Here is a 17,777-nt window from a genome sequence, read left to right on the forward strand (position 1 = left end):
CAGCGTCGATTATGCCTTGTGGGAGCCCGTGACTCGTTTTACAGGCGAATGAGCGGAGCGGCGCGCGCGCCGCCCCGCTCTACAACGCGATACTCAGGGCTCGAGGTTGAGTTCCTGAATCTTGCGCGTAATCGTATTACGGCCAATGCCGAGACGCTCCGCCGCTTCGACCTTGCGTCCACGCGTGAAGTCGAGCGCTTCTCGAATCACGGCTGCTTCGAAACGGCGCGCGAGTTCGTCCATGACGTCCGCCGCATTCTCGCGCAACATCCGCGCGACTTCGGTGCGCAAGCCGCCTTCCCAGGCGCTGACGGTGTTCGCGACCGGCATGCCGCCCGCCGCGGCCGGATGCGCCGCGGCGCTCGTGCCGTTGACCGGCGCGCCACCTGCGAGGCCCGCATCTCCCGTTCCGATCGCACCGCCACCGCCGGCCAGATCGGTCACGCCGGCTTGCGCGGGGCCGAGATCAGGCGGCAAGTCCTTGATCTCGATGGTCTGCGCCGGCGCCATCACCGTGAGCCAGTTGGCGAGGTTCTCCAACTGACGCACATTGCCCGGAAACGGCAACGACGCGAGATAAGCCAGCGCTTCTTCAGACACGCGCTTCGGCTCGACACCGAGGTCGCGCGCACTCTTTTGCAGGAAGTGCCGCGTGAGCAGCGGAATGTCCTCACTGCGCTCGCGCAAGGCCGGCAAGCGCAGGCGGATCACATTGAGCCGGTGATACAAGTCCTCGCGGAACAGACCCTGACGCACGCGCGATTCGAGATTCTGGTGCGTCGCCGCGATCACGCGCACATTGGCGCGCAACGGATTGTGGCCACCGACGCGATAGAACTGTCCGTCCGACAGCACGCGCAACAGACGCGTCTGCAAATCGAACGGCATGTCGCCGATTTCGTCGAGAAACAGCGTGCCGTTCTCGGCCTGCTCGAAGCGGCCCTGGCGCATGGCCTGCGCGCCGGTAAACGCGCCCCGCTCGTGGCCGAACAATTCGGATTCCAACAGATCCTTCGGAATCGCCGCGGTGTTCAGCGCGATGAAGGGACCGTTCGCGCGTGGGCTATGTCGGTGCAACGCACGCGCGACCAGTTCCTTCCCGGTGCCTGATTCGCCGGTAATGAGCACGGTTGCCGCAGAATGGGACAAGCGGCCGATCGCGCGGAACATGTCCTGCATCGCCGGCGCCTGGCCGAGCATTTCCGGTGCTTCGGTAACGCGTTCGTCCCACGTCTGTTCGCCGCGCATGCTTTCGTCCACGGCACGGCGAATCAGTTCGACCGCCTTGTCGACGTCGAACGGCTTGGCGAGGTATTCGAACGCGCCGCCCTGGAATGCGGCGACCGCGCTATCCAGATCCGAGAACGCCGTCATGATGATGACGGGCAAGCCCGGCACCTTGTCACGTACGGTTTGCAGCAGTTCGAGGCCGGAGCCGCCGGGCATCCTGATGTCGGACACCAGCACCTGCGGGCTGTCGTGGTCGAGCGCGGCCGACGCCTCGCGCACGTTCGCGAAGCTGCGGGTCGCGAAGTTTTCGCGGGCCAGTGCTTTTTCGAGCACCCAGCGAATCGATTGATCGTCGTCTACTATCCAGATCGGCTTCATATGGGTCGGTCAGAAGTCTCAAGAGTGCCCCCAAACCTGTCGCTTCGCGGCAGGCCCCCCGAAGGGGAGTGAGAAAACGTGGGCGGCCCGGCGTTTTCTCACGAGGCATTGGTGTTAGCAGTCGAGCGGCAGCAGAATCTGAAACTCGGTGTGGCCCGGGCGGCTATCCACTTCGATCAAACCGTCGTGCTGTTGCACGAAAGTCTGCGCGAGCGTCAGTCCGAGACCACTACCGTCCTCGCGCCCCGACACGAGCGGATAGAAAATGCGGTCACGGATTTCTTCGGGAATGCCTGGGCCGTTGTCAGTGATATGCAAGTCCAGTGCCAGCTTACATAAGCGTTTCGACACCGTAATCTTGCGCGCAATGCGAGTGCGCAATTCGATCCGCGCATCGCCTTGAGAAATACGTTCGCGCAACGCTTCAGCCGCGTTGCGCACGATGTTCAGGAGCGCCTGAATCAACTGCTCCTTGTCGCCGCGCAGGTCCGGCACGCTCACGTCGTAATCGCGTTCGATGGTGAGGCCGCGCGGAAACTCCGCGAGAATCACCTGGCGCACGCGCTCGCACACTTCGTGGATATTCACGTCGCCGACGATATGCGGATGGCGGTGCGGCTCGAGCAGCCGGTCGACCAGCGTTTGCAGCCGGTCCGATTCCTTGATGATGACCTGCGTGTACTCGCGCAACTCGTCGCGCTGACGCTCGCCGAGTTCGAACTCGAGCAGTTGCGCCGCGCCGCGAATCCCGCCGAGCGGATTCTTGATCTCGTGCGCGAGATTGCGGATCAGTTGCTTGTTGACCGCCGTGAGGTCGTTGATGCGCTCCTCGCGGTCGGTGCGTAAATGCCGCTCGTTTTCGAACAGTTCGAGCAGCACGTAGTCTTGCGCGCCTTCCAGGAAACCGACGATCGCATGCACATGCAGCGGCTCGTGGCCCGGACGTTCGAGCACGGCGTCCAGATGAGTCGCGTGAAAACGGTGGGCGGCGATCGCGGAAATGGTCGCGACCAGTTCGTCGGCATTCGAGAAGATGTCCGGCCATGCCATCTGCGTCAGTTGCCGGCGCGAGAGGTCCAGCATCGACTCCGCCGACGGGTTCGCAAACGCGACGCGCAGCGTGCGCTTTTCGAGCACCAGCACGACCGTCGGCAACGCCTCGAAGCCCGGCAGTAAACCGGAACTGACGAGCTGAGCGTCGTCCGAGAGCGCCTGCTCGTGCCCTTTCCTTGCCTTGATCAGATTCTTGAGAACCATCTTGCAGTCTGGCCGATAGGAGATGGTGATAAACCGGTGATGCGCTTTTTTGTGTTGCTCTTTGCCCATTGCCCGCGAGCCGCAAACGTTGTGCGCGGTCTAACGAAAAAGGGACGGCGCCGCCGTCCCTTCGTGACCGATCGCGAGCGTCGGGCAAAGCACTTCGCCGTGTGAAGGGCGAAGCGCCATTGCCGCTTACAGCGAGTAGTACATTTCGAATTCGATCGGGTGCACCGACTGACGATAGCGTTGCAGCTCGCCCGTCTTCAGTTCGATGTACGCGTCGAGCATCGAATCCGTGAACACGCCACCGCGCGTCAGGAATTCGCGGTCAGCGTCCAGCGCGTCCAGCGCCTGGTCGAGGCCGGCGCACACGGTCGGGATCTTTGCATCCTCTTCCGGCGGCAGGTCGTACAGGTTCTTGTCGGCAGCTTCGCCCGGGTGAATCTTGTTCTGCACGCCGTCCAGACCCGCCATCATCAGCGCGGAGAAGCACAGGTACGGATTCGCCATCGGATCCGGGAAGCGCGTTTCGATACGGCGGCCCTTCGGGTTCGACACGTGCGGAATACGGATCGATGCCGAACGGTTGCGAGCCGAGTAAGCCAGCTTGACCGGTGCTTCGAAGTGCGGCACGAGGCGCTTGTACGAGTTCGTCGACGGGTTCGTGATCGCGTTCAGCGCGCGAGCATGCTTGATGATGCCGCCGATGTAGAACAGCGCGAATTCCGACAGACCTGCGTAACCGTTGCCTGCGAACAGGTTCGTGCCGTCTTTCCAGATCGACTGGTGAACGTGCATGCCCGAACCGTTATCGCCGACCACCGGCTTCGGCATGAACGTTGCCGTCTTGCCGTACGTGTGCGCGACGTTGTGGATGATGTACTTCATTTGCTGCAGCCAGTCGGCGCGTTGCACCAGCGTCGAGAACTTGGTGCCGATCTCGTTCTGGCCTTGGCCCGCGACTTCGTGGTGGTGCACTTCGACCGGAATGCCGATCTGTTCGAGCAACAGACACATTTCCGAACGGATGTCCTGGAACGTGTCGACCGGTGCGACCGGGAAATAGCCGCCCTTCGTGCCCGGACGGTGGCCGGTGTTGCCGCCTTCGAATTCCTTCGCCGACGACCACGGTGCTTCTTCCGAACCGATCTTGATGAAGCAGCCCGATTGATCCGTGTTCCACTGGACCGAATCGAAAATGAAGAATTCCGGTTCCGGACCGAAGAATGCCGTGTCGCCGAGGCCCGTGCTCTTCAGGTAGGCTTCAGCGCGCTTTGCCAGCGAGCGCGGGTCGCGCTCGTAGCCCTTGCCGTCCGCCGGTTCGACGACGTCGCAGGTCAGCACGAGGGTGGATTCTTCGTAGAACGGGTCGATGAAGGCCGTGTTCGCATCCGGGACCAGCAACATGTCCGAGGCTTCGATGCCCTTCCAGCCGGCAATCGAAGAACCGTCAAACGCATGGCCGCTTTCGAACTTGTCTTCATCGAATGCCGACACCGGCACCGAAACGTGTTGCTCTTTGCCGCGCGTGTCGGTGAAACGAAAGTCGACAAACTTGACGTCTTCGTCTTTGACGAGTTGCACGACGTCGGCCACGGATTTACTCATAACCTTTTCTCCTGATTAACGAATTCGGCGGATTCAGCCGCCGCCCAATCTAGCTGACCCGTCCCGGCGCGTCCACCCTCAATCGTTGAGGAGGAACATAAAAGTCTGCCTGGACAAATCGATCGGCACCAATAAAGCAGCTTCTGTGCCACGTATGCGCCAACCCGGAGCAGAACCACAGTGCGCGCGCGTTTGCGGGGAATGGGCGCACCGAACGGCATGCAGCCCCGAAATCTTTGGACGATACGTCGCACCAAATACGTGCATTCGCCAAATCGGCAACGGCCAACATTTCTATTTTGGTGCATTTCACGAAACTTGCACCATGTTTGCGCATTCGCCGGATCGCGGCGCACGCCCGTTCGCGGCCGCTCGCGCCACACGTGCACGCCTCGCGCCGCGCGCTAGAATGATCATTTGGTCCGAAGGAGATTTGCGCTCATGAGCACGCTCGAACAGTTGTACGCCAGCGCGGACAAACGCCGCACCGAGAATCAGTTGCCGTACGCGGGCGCGATATCGCCCGCCGAAGCGTTCGAACTGCTGCAGCTCGATCCGCGCACGCGTCTCGTGGATGTGCGCACCCGCGCCGAACTCGATTGGGTCGGCCGGCCGGTGATCGGCGACGGACAATACGCGCACGTGGAATGGACGCGCTATCCGGGCGCGGTGCCGAATCAGGAATTTCTCGCGCAGTTGAAGCAGGTCGCCACGCCGGATACGCCCGTGCTGTTCCTGTGCCGCAGCGCCGCGCGCTCGAAGCTCGCCGCGATCGCCGCCACGCAGGCCGGTTTCACGAAGGCGTATGACCTGCTGGAAGGCTTCGAAGGCGACAAGGACGGCCAAGGGCATCGGAAGACGGTGTCGGGCTGGTGCTTTCGCGGGTTGCCGTGGATCGGCGCGTGAGTGCGGCGGTTGTGTGGCGCGCGGTTGCCTTGCGGTCACCTGATCGCTGCGCGACCGCTGCGTGATATTTGCTTGTCGCCGCGGCTCGTCGACGCCGCCTCAAAACCGTCCATTGAGGCGCGCACGTGAGGACAGGCACATCGTCGGCGCCGAATGTGACAGGCCGATGATCCGCCTCTGCCGCGCTCAGAATCGGCGACGAGCGCGATGAAAAACGGGCGCCGCAGCGCCCGAATCAAGACAAGCGTATGTCGCGCGAATCAGCCGCGCGGCTTCGCCGCCGCAGCCGCCGCCTCGGGCTCGACGATATCGCCGCCCAGCAGGTGCACGCCTTCCCGCAGCTTGACGAAGGCCGCCGCCACCGCTTCGGGCTCGCCCTTCACGCCCAGATCGATGTGATGCCGCGCGTACACGCCGCCGCGTTCCGCATCGCCCACGCTCGGCAGACTGAAGACCCGCACGCCCGGAAAATCGCGTTCGATTTTTTCCATCAGCGGCGTGAGGCGCGACTCCGGCAACTCGAACACCAGCAGCGACTTCTCCGCGTGCGGCATGGCGTGATGCAGATGCGCGTATTGCGTATCCAGCACCCACTCGATCATCGGCCACGCCATCACCGGGAAACCCGGCACGAAGTGATGCTGCCTGATCGAAAAGCCCGGAATCTTGTTGTAGCCGTTCGGAATGATCGACGCGCCCTGCGGATACGTGCCCATATTCAGGCGATGCCGGTTCTCCGGCGACTCCAGATCGAGCGGCGTGGCCGCGTTCGCCGGATGCATGTCGCGGATGCGCTCCTGAATCAGCTTCGCGGCTTCCGGATGCAGTTCGAGCGGCACGCCGAGCGCGGCCGCCGCGCATTGGCGCGTGTGGTCGTCCGGCGTCGCGCCGATGCCGCCCGTGGAAAACACGATGTCGCCCGAGGCGAACGTGCGCCGCAGCGTCGCGGTGATGCGCTCCGGATCGTCGCCGATATACTCCGCCCAGCCGAGCGACAGCCCACGCGCGCCCAGCAATTCGATGACCTTCGGCAGATGCTTGTCGATACGCCTGCCCGACAGGATTTCATCGCCGATGATGATGACGCCAAATGCCATTGCCGCCTCTTTTTCGCTTAGTCAGTAATTCATCAGTAGGGAAGCGGCGCCGCGTGCCGCACGCCGCCGTGCTCATCCGCGCGCATGCGTTGCAACGCGCGCAAACAGTAGTAGCCGAACCATAACGCCGAGAACACGAGGATGAACGCATAGATCCAGATCGTCACGGCCGTGACCACCGGGAACAGCACGATCAGCCAGACCGACGACGCCCACAACAGCGTAGGCAGCGAACCCAGCAAGCCGCTCGCGATGCCGATCAACAACAGCGGCAAACGGAAACGCCGCACCAGCGCGCGCCGCTCGTCACGCGTGGCATGCAGCGCGAGCGCGTCGTAGCTCATCACACGATACGTCAGCCAGCCCCACAGCAGCGGCGGAATCAGCGCGAAGAACGGCGGCACGAGCCAGAGCGGCAACGTGACGATCAGCAGCACCAGACACACCAGCGTGGTCCACAACGCCTGTCCGAGGCTACCGTACCACGTTCCGCCGCGGCGCATTTCCAGGCTCGGGAATTGCCTTGCCGACAGGAAGCGGATCACCGCGGGCATCGACAGCGTGGCGATCAGCAGCAGCACCGTGACGACGATCAGCGGAATCGTCATCGCGATCACCATAAACGGCGCGATCGCCGCATGCAGCGCTGAAAAACCGAGCCAGTCGAACAGATGATAAAGCGTGAGCGTGAACGACCAGCCTTCGAGCCAGCTGCGCGTCGCACCGATCAGCGTCTGCCAGGAAAACCACAGGATCACGCCCCACCCGACCGTTGCCGCGAGAAACGGCATGAAGGTCAGCCAGAGCATGCGCGGGTGGAGCGCGCTCGTGAGCGCGCGCCCGAACGAGCGCAACAGATCATTCATGCGAGCCAGTGCCGGTGAGCGAAACGATGGAATGGATTGAACCGCGCGACAAACCCGCCGGGCAGCCCGGCGAAGGGTCGCAAACGTGAACAGGATAAACCACGTGACGCGGCGCCGGGGAAACCGGCGGCGTGGGAGGAAGCGCGCTCAAACGGCGGCGGCGTCGTTGCTTTCGGTGCGGCGTTTCGGCGAAAGACGGCCTGCGATGCGCACGAAGGCAAGCCAGTGCTGCGCCCAGAAACCGTCGCCGTAACGGCGGCCTTCGAGTTGATCGCTGATGCCGGTCGGCTCCATCTCGCGGCTCCATGACACGCTGCGGAACAGCATGTCCCACCACGGAAACAGCACGCCGAAGTTGCAGCCGTATTTCAACCCCTCGTGGCCATAACCAATGGCGTGGTGACGGCGATGGAAGGTCGGACTGACCAGCAGGCGCTCGCCCAGCCAGCCGAAGTACAGGCGGATGTTCGCGTGCTGGACACTCTGCGCGAGATTCGTGATGGCGACCAGCACGACGAACTGCGACGGCGGCACGCCGATCACCAGCGCGATCACCGCGAAGAACGAGGCTTGCAGCAGATCGTCGAGCAGATGGTTGCGGTCGTCGGACCAGAGCGACATCTGCTGCTGGCTGTGATGCACCGCGTGCAGTTCCCACCACACGCCGATCCGATGTTCCCAGCGGTGATACCAGTAACCGGCGAAATCAAGCACCAGCAGATACATCACGAACGTGACGAGCGGCTGCGTGGTCACGCCCGGCCACAGATTGTCGAACTCGATATTCGAAATGTTGTGCAGTCGCAGCCACGCCTGCACGGTGTCGAAGAATGGCTGGAGCGCGAAGAAAAAGAACAGGTTCAGAATGCCGAGCTTGGCGATCCACGTGTAGATCACGTCGACGCGCACCGCCTTGCGGGTCTCCCACTTCTCTACCGGACGCAGCGCTTCGAGCGGGCGCAGAACCGCGTACATGGCCAGTACTTCGACGACGCCCACGATCACCCAGTACAGGCTGTCGTAGGTGTCTTCGTCGTAATCCATCAGATCGAAGCGGAACAGCAGCGGCTGTACCACGTCGACGTACAACAACGTCTGCACGGCGGAGACGAAGTTGTCGAGGGAAGAAAAAATCAGATGGAACATGGTGCTGGTCTGGTTACTTCATCCGTGACGGTTCGCGTGGTGCGGCATGGGCCCCTGCATCAAGCGCCGTTCGGCGCCGTGACCGGCGCGCGATTGAAGAAATAGATGCCGTGCGGCGAACGGCCGACAGCGATCGTCTGGATCAGCTTACGCGTTGTCAGGTCGATGATGCCGACGTGCTTCGCGAAGCGGAACGTAACCCACAGATAGCGTTTGTCGGCGGAAAGTTCCATGTCGTCCGGTCCCGGCATCAAACCGGTGATGTCGCCGACGTTGGTGAGCGTGTCCTCGTCGATGATGCTGATCGTGCTCGCCACGCGGTTCGACACCGCGACGTGCTTGCCGTCAGCCAGCGAACGGAAGTTGTGCGCGCCGTTGCCGGTGTGGATCGTCTTGACGATCTTCTGGTTGCGCCAGTCGACCACCGCGACGTAGTCGGCGCCGGTCATGCCGACCAGCAGGTATTTCTCGCCCGGCGTCATCCACAGGCCCGCCGGCACCTTGCCAACCTTCATCTTCCACTTGACGGTTTGCGTGGCCAGGTCGATCGCGGCCAGTTCGCCCGACACCTGCAGCGTGACGAATACCGTCTTGCTGTCGTTCGTGAACGCCATGTGGCTCGGCATGACCGCGAGCGGCAAGCGCGAGGCCAGCGTCATCTGGTTCTTCTGGCCGTCGTAGTGATAGATGTCCAGACGGTCCAGACGCAGGCCGGTGGTGACCAGCCATTTGCGGTCAGGCGAAAAACCGATCTGGTACGGATCTTCGATGTTCTCGACCCAGCGCTGCACCTGGCCCGTTTTCGGGTCGACGAACATCAGATTGTTCGACACCGAATTCGCGACGATCAACGACGAATTGTCCGGCGTGGCCATCAGGTGGTGCGGTTCCTTGCCCGTGGGCACCGTGCCGACGACCTGGCGGGTCGCCTCGTCGATCAGGCTCAGCGTGGCTTCGCCGGAATTGAGCACGATCACGTTGTTGGCGTGGGCCGCCGGAGAAAAAAAGCCTGTGGCGGCGACCAGCAGCGCGCCCGCAGCGACCGTGGCAGTCAAGCTGGGAAGAAAAAATTTACGCATGAAAACTCACTTCGGAGAACAACCATCATTGTAGAACGTTTGCCGGGGCCAGCGGTTGACGCAGATCGGTCTGCGGGGCAGGAGAAATGAGGGACACGATGGGCCGTGGCGGCTGGATGGCGAGCCGCGCGGGGCAACGTGCGATCACCTCTTTTTTGAAACGCCGGCAATATGTATCACGCTTGACATGTCGAATCTCACTGAAAGCTCATAGATACAAGAACACACTCAGATTAAATGATTCATTTTCAGAAAAATCTTCGAATGCTCTTTATTTAATTCTATTTACGCTCCTGCAAACTAAGACACGCCCACATAAAATGATTTTTCCACACTCGTTGCAGATTTAACTGATATCCCCGTCCCGCCGCCAAATCGGACAATCCTGCCGCCTCATCGCCCACCTATCAATCTTGTGGGTGAACGGGCATGACGCGGGTGTTTCGCACGAGCAAAAAAAGACCGCCAAGGCGCTAACGCAGCTAAACCAACGGCTGCCGACTTTCATTTTTGCGCAATTTATCAGGGCGATGAAATCCTTGCCGGCTTACCCGCGCTCATGCACCGTCCACGCACGCAATACCGCGGAGTTTCTAAAACAATGAAAAGCAATAACCCATTGGTTTGGTGTGAAACGCCGAAAACCTGGCTGGCATCGCCGACGACGGCAAGATCAACGGCAAAGCGCACGACGACTCGCAAGAAAGCCATCGCCCAAGCGGTACTGGTTCTGGCGGCATTGTCCTGGGGGGTGTCGGTGGCACACGCCACCGTATTTTTTGCGGGAGCCTCGGTTAATCCCGGCTTGGACGCGGATGCGCTCGCCACGGGCGTTGGCTCGATTGCAGCAGGCATCGCGGCACAAGCGGCGGGCCCCTATTCAATTGCGCTCGGCATGCAAGCGAACGCGGTAGGCCTGTATTCCATGGCGTTGGGCAAGCAATCAGGCGCGCTCAGCGATGGCGCGATTGCGACGGGCTTTCAGGCAACGGCGTCAGGCACGTTTTCGATTGCAACGGGCGTGCAAGCGAGCGCGCTGGGCAATAGCTCGACCGCGATTGGCGTCAGTTCCTATGCAAAGGGCGACAACTCAGTGGCCGCAGGCGCGCAAGCGAAAGCGGCCGGTACGAATGCTGCCGCGATCGGTCATCAGTCTGCCGCAGTCGGCACGGGCTCTTTCGCTGGCGGCGATTCAGCTCTGGCGGCGGCCGACTACAGTATCGCGATCGGCAATCAGGCCACTGTCAGCGAGGTGGGGGCGATGGCATTCGGCGGATTCGCGCAGGCGACCGGCGTCAATGCCACTGCTCTTGGCTACGCGGCAACGGCCGGCGCGGCGGGCGCTGTGGCGCTCGGCAACAATGCGGCTGCCACCGCGGCCAACAGCGTCGCATTGGGCGCGAATTCCTCCACCGCAGCGGACCTGTCCCAGACAGCTTTTGCACCGGCTGGATCGGGCGCGACGGCGATCGCGGCGTCCACCCCGGCGGGCGAAGTGTCGCTCGGTTCAGCGAACCAGGAGCGCCGCCTGACGAACGTGGCAGCGGGCGCGGCGGCGACCGATGCGGTCAACGTGAGCCAGTTGCGTGCGGTCGATGGCAAGGTCGACACCATTGCGCAGAGCGGCACCCAGCACTACTTCAAGGCCGATGGCGTCGCCGACGGTTCTGACGATGCCGTGGCAAGCGGCACACATGCGGTCGCGGCTGGCGTAGGCGCAAGCGCGACCGGTGCCGATGCGGTCGCACTCGGCTCGAACGCCGCCGCCCGCAGCGTCGGTTCTACAGCGCTAGGCGCGAGCGCTGCGGCCAACGCACCGGGCTCAACCTCGATCGGCGGCTCGTCCGTTGCCAGCAGCGTCGGCGCCACGACGGTCGGTGCGTATTCGAGCGTGACGGGCGTCGGCAGCGTCGCGCTCGGCTACATGGCCACAGCGAGTACGGATGGCTCCGTGGCCCTCGGCCAGAATTCGGTGGCCGACCGCGTGAACACGGTGTCGGTAGGCTCGGCGGGGCAGGAGCGGCAGATCACGAATGTCGCAGCCGGTACCAACGCGACCGACGCCGTCAATCTCAGTCAGTTGCAAGCCGCCAGCGCAAACGCCTCGCGCTATTTCAAGGCGAACGGACTCAACGACGGCACCGACGACGCGTCGGCCACCGGTAGCAACGCGGTGGCCATCGGCAGTTCAGCGCTCGCTGCGGGGCAAGCCGGATTTGCCGCCGGCACGAGTTCGCAGGCGAACGGCAATTTCGGCACGGCAGTCGGCAGCTTCGCAATCGCTGAAGGTGACGGTTCAACCGCTCTCGGCTACCTGGCCAGCGCAGCGGACGCGAATTCGACCGCGCTCGGATATCAAGCCAGCGCTGCAGCCGCCAACTCCGTCGCACTCGGCCAAGGCTCGGTCGCGGACCGAGCGAATACCGTCTCGATCGGCTCCGCCGGCAACGAACGCCAGATCACGAACGTCGCGGCCGGCACCGCCGACACCGACGCCGTCAACGTCGCGCAGTTGAAAGCCGTGAGCGACCAAGGCGCCGCCAATGCCGCGAAGCTCGACGGTGCGGTCATGTATGACCAGAACGCCGACGGCACCATCAACAAGAACAGCGTCACCCTCGGCGGCGACGCGGCGAACGGCGGCACGGTCATCCACAACGTCGCGGCAGGCGTGGACGCAACCGACGCGGTCAACGTCGCTCAACTGAACGCCGCCATCGACGGCGCCGTCAGCAACGTCGTGGTCAATACCGCCAATCCGTTCTTCAGCGCGGAAGGCAACCGCGATAGCGAAGGCGCCGTGTCCTCTGGCGCCCACTCCGTCGCCGCGGGCGCCGACGCGCAGGCCACCGGCACCAACGCTACGGCCATCGGCGCGAATTCGCTGGCGAGCGGCGCAAACGCCACGTCACTCGGCGCAAACTCCGTCGCCAGCGGCGCCAACGCCACCGCGCTCGGCGCAGCAGCAAACGCCAGCGCTGACAATTCCGTCGCATTAGGCGAAGGCTCGATCGCGGACCGGGCGAACAGCGTATCCGTCGGCGCAGCGGGCCAGGAACGCCAGATCACCAACGTCGCAGCCGGCGTGCAAGGCGCCGATGCCGTCAACGTCAACCAGTTGCAGCAAAGCGTCAGCGGAGCAGTGAGCCAGGCGAACAGCTATACGGACGACCAGATCCGCTCAGCCCGTCGCGACAGCTACGGCGGCACGGCATCCGCAATGGCAATGGCCGGTTTGCCGCAGGCAGTCCTGCCGGGTCACGGCATGGTCGCAATGGCCGGTGGCACGTACGCCGGCCAGTCGGCGTTGGCCATCGGCGTATCGCAGCTTTCGGAAACGGGTAAGTGGGTCTACAAGCTGCAAGGCACCACGGATTCGCGCGGCCAGTTCGGCGCGTCGATCGGCGCCGGCATGCACTGGTAGGCGGAACTGGCAGGGCAGGCAGGGCCAAGCCGAGTCACGAGCAATCGCCTGGCCATCGACGTTGCAGGTGCGACGAGCGCGGGACCGACAAAAGCCCCGCGCCGTTCTGCGCGCGCCGTCATTCCCACAAGGCATGGCGGCGCGCGCGTTTTTATCCGCGCCGCGAAAGGCAGCCGGGCCATAACCGAAGCCACCCGCATGAGGCGGCAGCGCACAGCGCGCCCTCGCCCCTCACGTCGATCAGCGCTGCATCGACTCCCACACCTTGTAAAGCCGCTTCACCGAAACGGGCATCGGCGTACGCAACTCCTGCGCAAACAGCGAGATCCGCAACTCCTCCAGCAGCCAGCGGAACTCCGACAAGCGCGGATCGAGCACGCCGCCGCGTTGCGCCACCGCGCGCTGATAGTTCTGCAGCAGCGGCTGGAATTCGGCGAACTGCCGCGCGTCGCGCGCGGGGTCCGCCTTCAGCTTGTCGATGCGCAGCGCGATCCCTTTCAGATAGCGCGGGAAATGCGCCAGTTGCGCGTACGGCGTGTCGACCACGAAGCGCTTGCCGATCAGTCCGTCGAGCTGGTTCTGCAGATCGGCGTGCGCCGCCGTGAACGACTTCGCCTGCACCAGCTTCTTCGCGACCGTCGCGTATTCGCTCAGAATTTGCCCGACCAGCCGGGCAATTTCCTGAGCCAGTAACGTCAGGCGGCTACGGCCTTCGTCGCGGCGCGTGTGGAAACTGGCGTCGTCGTCGGGTAACGGGTCTTGCAGACAGGCGCGGTCGAGCGCGGTGTCGATCAGTTGGTCACGCAACTCTTCCTGCGTGCCGCGCGGCATGAACTGCATCGCCATTTCGCGCAAGCCCGGCAGATTCTTTTCCAGATACTTGATCGGCTCCTTCAACTGCAACGCGAACAGCCGGCGCAATCCCGCGCGATGAATCCGCGCGGCTTCGTCCGGTGAATCGAACACTTCGACATCGCAGTGCGTACCGCGATCCACCAGCGCCGGATAACCAAACAGCGTCTGCCCGCCCCGACGGATTTCGAGCAACTCGGGGAGCTTGCCGAAGTTCCACGTCGTCAGCTTTTCATACAGCGCCGTGCCTTGAGTGCCGGCTTGCGGCGCGGTCTGTGGACCTGGCGCGGCAGCGCCCTTGCCTCGCTGCGCCGCTCCACCGGCCGCACCGGGCGCTTGCGACGGCGTCGCGACGCCGCCACCGCCCGCGTCCGCCAGCGCTGCGCCCGCCGCACTCGACGCGATCTTCTGGAAATGCTGCTGCGCCTGGCCGCCGAGTTCGGCGCGCAGTTGCGACAGATTCCGGCCCATCGCAAGCTGACGCCCATGCTCGTCGACGACCTTGAAGTTCATGAACAGGTGCGGCGGCAAGGTCTCGAGCTTGAAGTCCGACTGCTTCATCGCGACCTGGGTCTGCTCGCGAATATCGGCGATCAGCGACTCGAGCAAACCGCCCGCGCCGAAACGCGGACCGCCGTGCCGGTCGACGAAACCCGCCGCGTACTCGGGCAGCGGCACGCAATGACGGCGCAGCTTCTGCGGCAAGGACTTCAAGAGCAGTTGCGTCTTCTCTTTCAGCATGCCGGGCACGAGCCATTCGCAGCGCCGCGCGTCGACCTGATTCAGCGCATACAACGGCACCGCGAGCGTCACGCCGTCGCGCGGCGAACCCGGCTCGAAGTGATAGGTAAGCGCCATTTCGACGCCCGCCATCGTCATCCGTTTCGGGAACAGATCGGTGGTCACGCCGGCGGCTTCGTGCCGCATCAAATCATCACGCGACAGATACAGCAGGCGCAGCTTGTCTTCCGGCTGGCCGCTCTTTTTCACCTCTTCGCGATACCAGCGTTCGAACGACGCGCCGGTGTAAATGCCCTTCGGCAGCGCCTGATCGTAGTAGGCAAAAATCAGCTCGTCGTCGACCAGCACGTCCTGGCGGCGCGACTTGTGTTCGAGCTGCTCGATATCGGCGAGCAGCTTGCGGTTGTGAGCGAAGAACGCGAGCTTCGTATCGAACTCGCCTTCCACCAGCGCGCCGCGAATGAACAGCTCGCGGGCGCGCGCCGGATCCTGTTTGCCGAAGCTCACGCGCCGCCGGTGATAGATCGGCAGCCCGTACAGCACCGCGCGTTCGAACGCCGAGACCTGCGCCGCGCGCTTTTCCCAATGCGGCTCGGAAAGCGACTTCTTCAACAGATGCGCGCCGATCTTCTCGATCCACTCCGGCTCGATCTTCGCGATGCAACGCGCGTACAGGCGGCTCGTCTCGACCAGTTCGGCGGCCATCGCCCACTTGCCGGCTTTCTTCACCAGCGCCGAGCCCGGCCACAAATAGAACTTGATGCCGCGCGCGCCGAGGTAATACGGCTCGTCGTCGGCCTTGAGACCGATATTGCCGAGCAAGCCCGTCAGCAGCGCAAGATGGATCTGCTCGAAAGTCGCTTCCGCTTCGTTCAACCGCCAGCCGTGCTCGCGCACCACCGTCAGCAGTTGCGAGTGCACGTCGCGCCATTCGCGCAGGCGCAGTTGCGACAGGAAGTTCTTGCGGCACTCCTCGTGCAACTGCTTGTTCGACTTCTTGTGCGCGATCGCTTCTTCGAACCAGTTCCAGATTTTCAGCCACTGCAGGAATTCGGAGCGCTCGTCGGCGAAACGGCGATGCGCCTGATCGGCCTGCTCCTGCGCTTCGATCGGCCGGTCGCGCGGATCCTGCACGGACAACGCGCTCGCGATGATCAGCACTTCCTTCAGCGCCTGCTGGTCGCGCGCAGCCAGAATCATCCGGCCGACGCGCGGGTCGAGCGGCAGGCGTGCGAGTTCGCGGCCGAGCGGCGTGAGCTGGTTGTCGTCGTCGACGGCGCCCAGTTCGTTGAGCAGTTGATAGCCGTCGGCGATCGCGCGGCCCGGCGGCGGCTCGATGAACGGGAAGGTCTCGATCGCCGTCAGATGCAGCGACTTCATGCGCAGAATCACCGACGCCAGCGACGAGCGCAGAATTTCCGGATCGGTAAAACGCACGCGGCCCTGGTAGTCGCTTTCCTCGTACAGGCGAATGCAGATGCCATCGGCCACGCGCCCGCAACGCCCGGCCCGCTGATTCGCGGCGGCCTGCGAAATCGATTCGACCTGCAACTGCTCGACCTTGTTGCGATACGAGTAGCGCTTTACGCGCGCGAGGCCGGTATCGACCACGTAGCGAATGCCCGGCACCGTCAGCGAGGTTTCGGCAACGTTGGTGGCCAGCACGATCCGGCGCGCGTTCGAGGTGCGGAACACGCGCTCCTGTTCGGCCGCGGAAAGACGCGCGAACAGCGGCAGGATTTCCGTGTGCGGCGGATGATGCTTGCGCAGCGCCTCGGCGGCGTCGCGGATTTCGCGCTCGCCGGGCAGGAACACGAGCACGTCGCCGGGGCCTTCGCGGCAGAGTTCGTCGACGGCGTCGACGATCGCGTCCATCAGATCGCGATCGGTTTCGCGCTGGCTTTTCGGCCGGTCGCCACGCGGCGCGGACGACGCATTGCCTTCCGCGGCCTTCACGGCGGGGCTGTCTTCCGCGACCGGCCGGTAGCGCACCTCGACCGGATAAAGCCGCCCGCTCACCTCGATCACCGGCGCGGGCTTTTCTTCGCTGCCGAAGTGGCGCGCGAAACGGTCCGCGTCGATCGTCGCCGAGGTCACGATCAGCTTCAGATCGGGGCGCTTGACGAGAATTTCCTTCAGGTAGCCGAGCAGAAAGTCGATGTTCAGGCTGCGCTCGTGCGCCTCGTCGATGATCAGCGTGTCGTACGCTTTCAGCAGCGGATCGGTCTGCGTTTCGGCGAGCAGGATACCGTCGGTCATCAGCTTGACGGAGGCGCCCGGCGACAGATTGTCGGTGAAGCGCACCTTGTAGCCGACCACTTCGCCGAACGGCGTGCCGAGTTCCTCGGCGATGCGGCGGCCCGTCGCAGACGCGGCGATCCGGCGCGGCTGCGTGTGGCCGATCAGACCGGAGCCGCCCGCGCCGAGCCCGCGCCCGAGTTCGAGGCAGATTTTGGGCAGCTGGGTGGTTTTACCGGAGCCCGTCTCGCCGCAAACGATCACGACCTGATTCTGGGCGATGGCTTTGGAGATTTCCTCGCGACGGCCCGACACGGGCAGCGCTTCAGGATAGGTGATCGGCGGAATCGGATTGGGCTCGACCACACGTGGAGCGCGCGGCGGCCGTGCTTCGCGCGGCGGCTGCTGCTCGCGGCGGCCGCCGCTGCGCTCGGCTTCGCTCGCCGCTGGCGATTTTTGCGCGGGCGCGCCGCCGGACGCGCGGCGCGACTCCGCGCCTTGCGCCGATGCGTGCCGCGGCTGATCGCCACGACCGCCGCCTTTCTGCTGATTCGCGCCCGGCACATTCGCGGGCTGAGCACGCCGATCGCCACTTCGCTGCGTCTGCTGGCCGTGCGGCGCATTCTGTTTCTGCGGACGCCCCGGGTTGTGGCCCGGGCCTCGACCTTCCTTGCCGTGAGGCGGCTGCGACTCGCCACTTCCGGCGTGTTTCGCCACGTCGCCACTTTCCTGACCGCGGGCTTCACGGCCCGGATTATTTCTCTGCGCCGACGCCTGCGCATTTTCCGCGGCGCGCCGCGGCTCGCGCGCCGTGTGCGGCGCGTTGCGTTCGGCGTCCTGCGCATCGCGGCGCTTCGCGTCGCTGGCCTTCACCTGATCGGCGGCCGGCGCCGGATTCTCGTTCGCCGCAGCGGGACTTTTGGGTACATTCGACATGGGGGCGCATTATAAT

10 protein-coding genes are annotated in these 17,777 nt (G+C 63.9%); 2 read left to right on the plus strand and 8 right to left on the minus strand.

Going from position 1 to position 17,777, the window contains the following annotated elements:
* Positions 1 to 93: 93 nt before the first annotated feature.
* From ntrC to glnA, 3 genes are all read right to left on the minus strand, one after another.
* A complete protein-coding gene (ntrC, locus tag P0D73_RS14030; RefSeq protein ID WP_408313366.1) occupies positions 94 to 1,608 on the minus strand; it encodes a nitrogen regulation protein NR(I) in 1,515 nt (504 codons plus the stop codon).
* A 114-nt stretch (positions 1,609 to 1,722) separates the two neighbouring features.
* The gene (glnL, locus tag P0D73_RS14035; protein WP_342960366.1) at positions 1,723 to 2,865 is read right to left on the minus strand and encodes a nitrogen regulation protein NR(II); all 1,143 of its coding nucleotides are present in this window, start codon (positions 2,863 to 2,865) and stop codon (positions 1,723 to 1,725) included.
* A gap of 195 nt (positions 2,866 to 3,060) precedes the next feature.
* On the minus strand, positions 3,061 to 4,476 hold the full coding sequence (glnA, locus tag P0D73_RS14040; protein ID WP_073427532.1) for a type I glutamate--ammonia ligase: 1,416 nt from the start codon (positions 4,474 to 4,476) through the stop codon (positions 3,061 to 3,063).
* 441 nt (positions 4,477 to 4,917) lie between these two features.
* Here glnA and P0D73_RS14045 point away from each other — a divergent pair, with 441 nt between their 5' ends.
* Positions 4,918 to 5,382 (plus strand): rhodanese-like domain-containing protein, encoded by a 465-nt coding sequence (locus tag P0D73_RS14045; RefSeq protein ID WP_012433603.1) that lies wholly within the window; start codon positions 4,918 to 4,920, stop codon positions 5,380 to 5,382.
* Positions 5,383 to 5,642: 260 nt separating this feature from the next.
* On the opposite strand, the gene P0D73_RS14050 is transcribed toward P0D73_RS14045, so the two are convergent.
* The 4 genes from P0D73_RS14050 to P0D73_RS14065 form a co-directional block, all read right to left on the minus strand.
* Positions 5,643 to 6,479, minus strand: coding sequence for a competence/damage-inducible protein A (locus P0D73_RS14050; RefSeq protein WP_408175832.1), 837 nt, complete (start codon positions 6,477 to 6,479; stop codon positions 5,643 to 5,645).
* Between the two features lie 32 nt (positions 6,480 to 6,511).
* Positions 6,512 to 7,345, minus strand: a complete 834-nt coding sequence (locus tag P0D73_RS14055; protein ID WP_408175831.1) for an EI24 domain-containing protein — start codon at positions 7,343 to 7,345, stop codon at positions 6,512 to 6,514.
* 147 nt (positions 7,346 to 7,492) lie between these two features.
* Complete coding sequence (locus P0D73_RS14060) at positions 7,493 to 8,491, minus strand: sterol desaturase family protein (protein ID WP_132373806.1); 999 nt, start codon at positions 8,489 to 8,491, stop codon at positions 7,493 to 7,495.
* 59 nt (positions 8,492 to 8,550) lie between these two features.
* Complete coding sequence (locus P0D73_RS14065) at positions 8,551 to 9,570, minus strand: YVTN family beta-propeller repeat protein (protein ID WP_408313364.1); 1,020 nt, start codon at positions 9,568 to 9,570, stop codon at positions 8,551 to 8,553.
* A gap of 601 nt (positions 9,571 to 10,171) precedes the next feature.
* On the opposite strand from P0D73_RS14065, the gene P0D73_RS14070 reads away from it, so the two are divergent.
* Positions 10,172 to 12,994, plus strand: a complete 2,823-nt coding sequence (locus P0D73_RS14070) for a YadA family autotransporter adhesin (RefSeq protein ID WP_408431689.1) — start codon at positions 10,172 to 10,174, stop codon at positions 12,992 to 12,994.
* Between the two features lie 240 nt (positions 12,995 to 13,234).
* Here P0D73_RS14070 and hrpA read toward each other — a convergent pair whose 3' ends face one another.
* Positions 13,235 to 17,761 (minus strand): ATP-dependent RNA helicase HrpA, encoded by a 4,527-nt coding sequence (gene hrpA / locus P0D73_RS14075; protein ID WP_408431691.1) that lies wholly within the window; start codon positions 17,759 to 17,761, stop codon positions 13,235 to 13,237.
* Positions 17,762 to 17,777 lie beyond the last annotated feature (16 nt).

The sequence above is a fragment of the Paraburkholderia sp. RL18-101-BIB-B genome (genome assembly GCF_046026985.1).
In the GTDB taxonomy this organism is placed as follows: Bacteria; Pseudomonadota; Gammaproteobacteria; order Burkholderiales; family Burkholderiaceae; genus Paraburkholderia.

Coding starts and splice junctions, on each gene's coding strand:
- ntrC (WP_408313366.1), bottom strand. CDS start 1,608: ATGAAGCCGATCTGGATAGTAGACGACGATCAATCGATTCGCTGGGTG.
- glnL (WP_342960366.1), bottom strand. CDS start 2,865: ATGGTTCTCAAGAATCTGATCAAGGCAAGGAAAGGGCACGAGCAGGCG.
- glnA (WP_073427532.1), bottom strand. CDS start 4,476: ATGAGTAAATCCGTGGCCGACGTCGTGCAACTCGTCAAAGACGAAGAC.
- P0D73_RS14045 (WP_012433603.1), top strand. CDS start 4,918: ATGAGCACGCTCGAACAGTTGTACGCCAGCGCGGACAAACGCCGCACC.
- P0D73_RS14050 (WP_408175832.1), bottom strand. CDS start 6,479: ATGGCATTTGGCGTCATCATCATCGGCGATGAAATCCTGTCGGGCAGG.
- P0D73_RS14055 (WP_408175831.1), bottom strand. CDS start 7,345: ATGAATGATCTGTTGCGCTCGTTCGGGCGCGCGCTCACGAGCGCGCTC.
- P0D73_RS14060 (WP_132373806.1), bottom strand. CDS start 8,491: ATGTTCCATCTGATTTTTTCTTCCCTCGACAACTTCGTCTCCGCCGTG.
- P0D73_RS14065 (WP_408313364.1), bottom strand. CDS start 9,570: ATGCGTAAATTTTTTCTTCCCAGCTTGACTGCCACGGTCGCTGCGGGC.
- P0D73_RS14070 (WP_408431689.1), top strand. CDS start 10,172: ATGAAAAGCAATAACCCATTGGTTTGGTGTGAAACGCCGAAAACCTGG.
- hrpA (WP_408431691.1), bottom strand. CDS start 17,761: ATGTCGAATGTACCCAAAAGTCCCGCTGCGGCGAACGAGAATCCGGCG.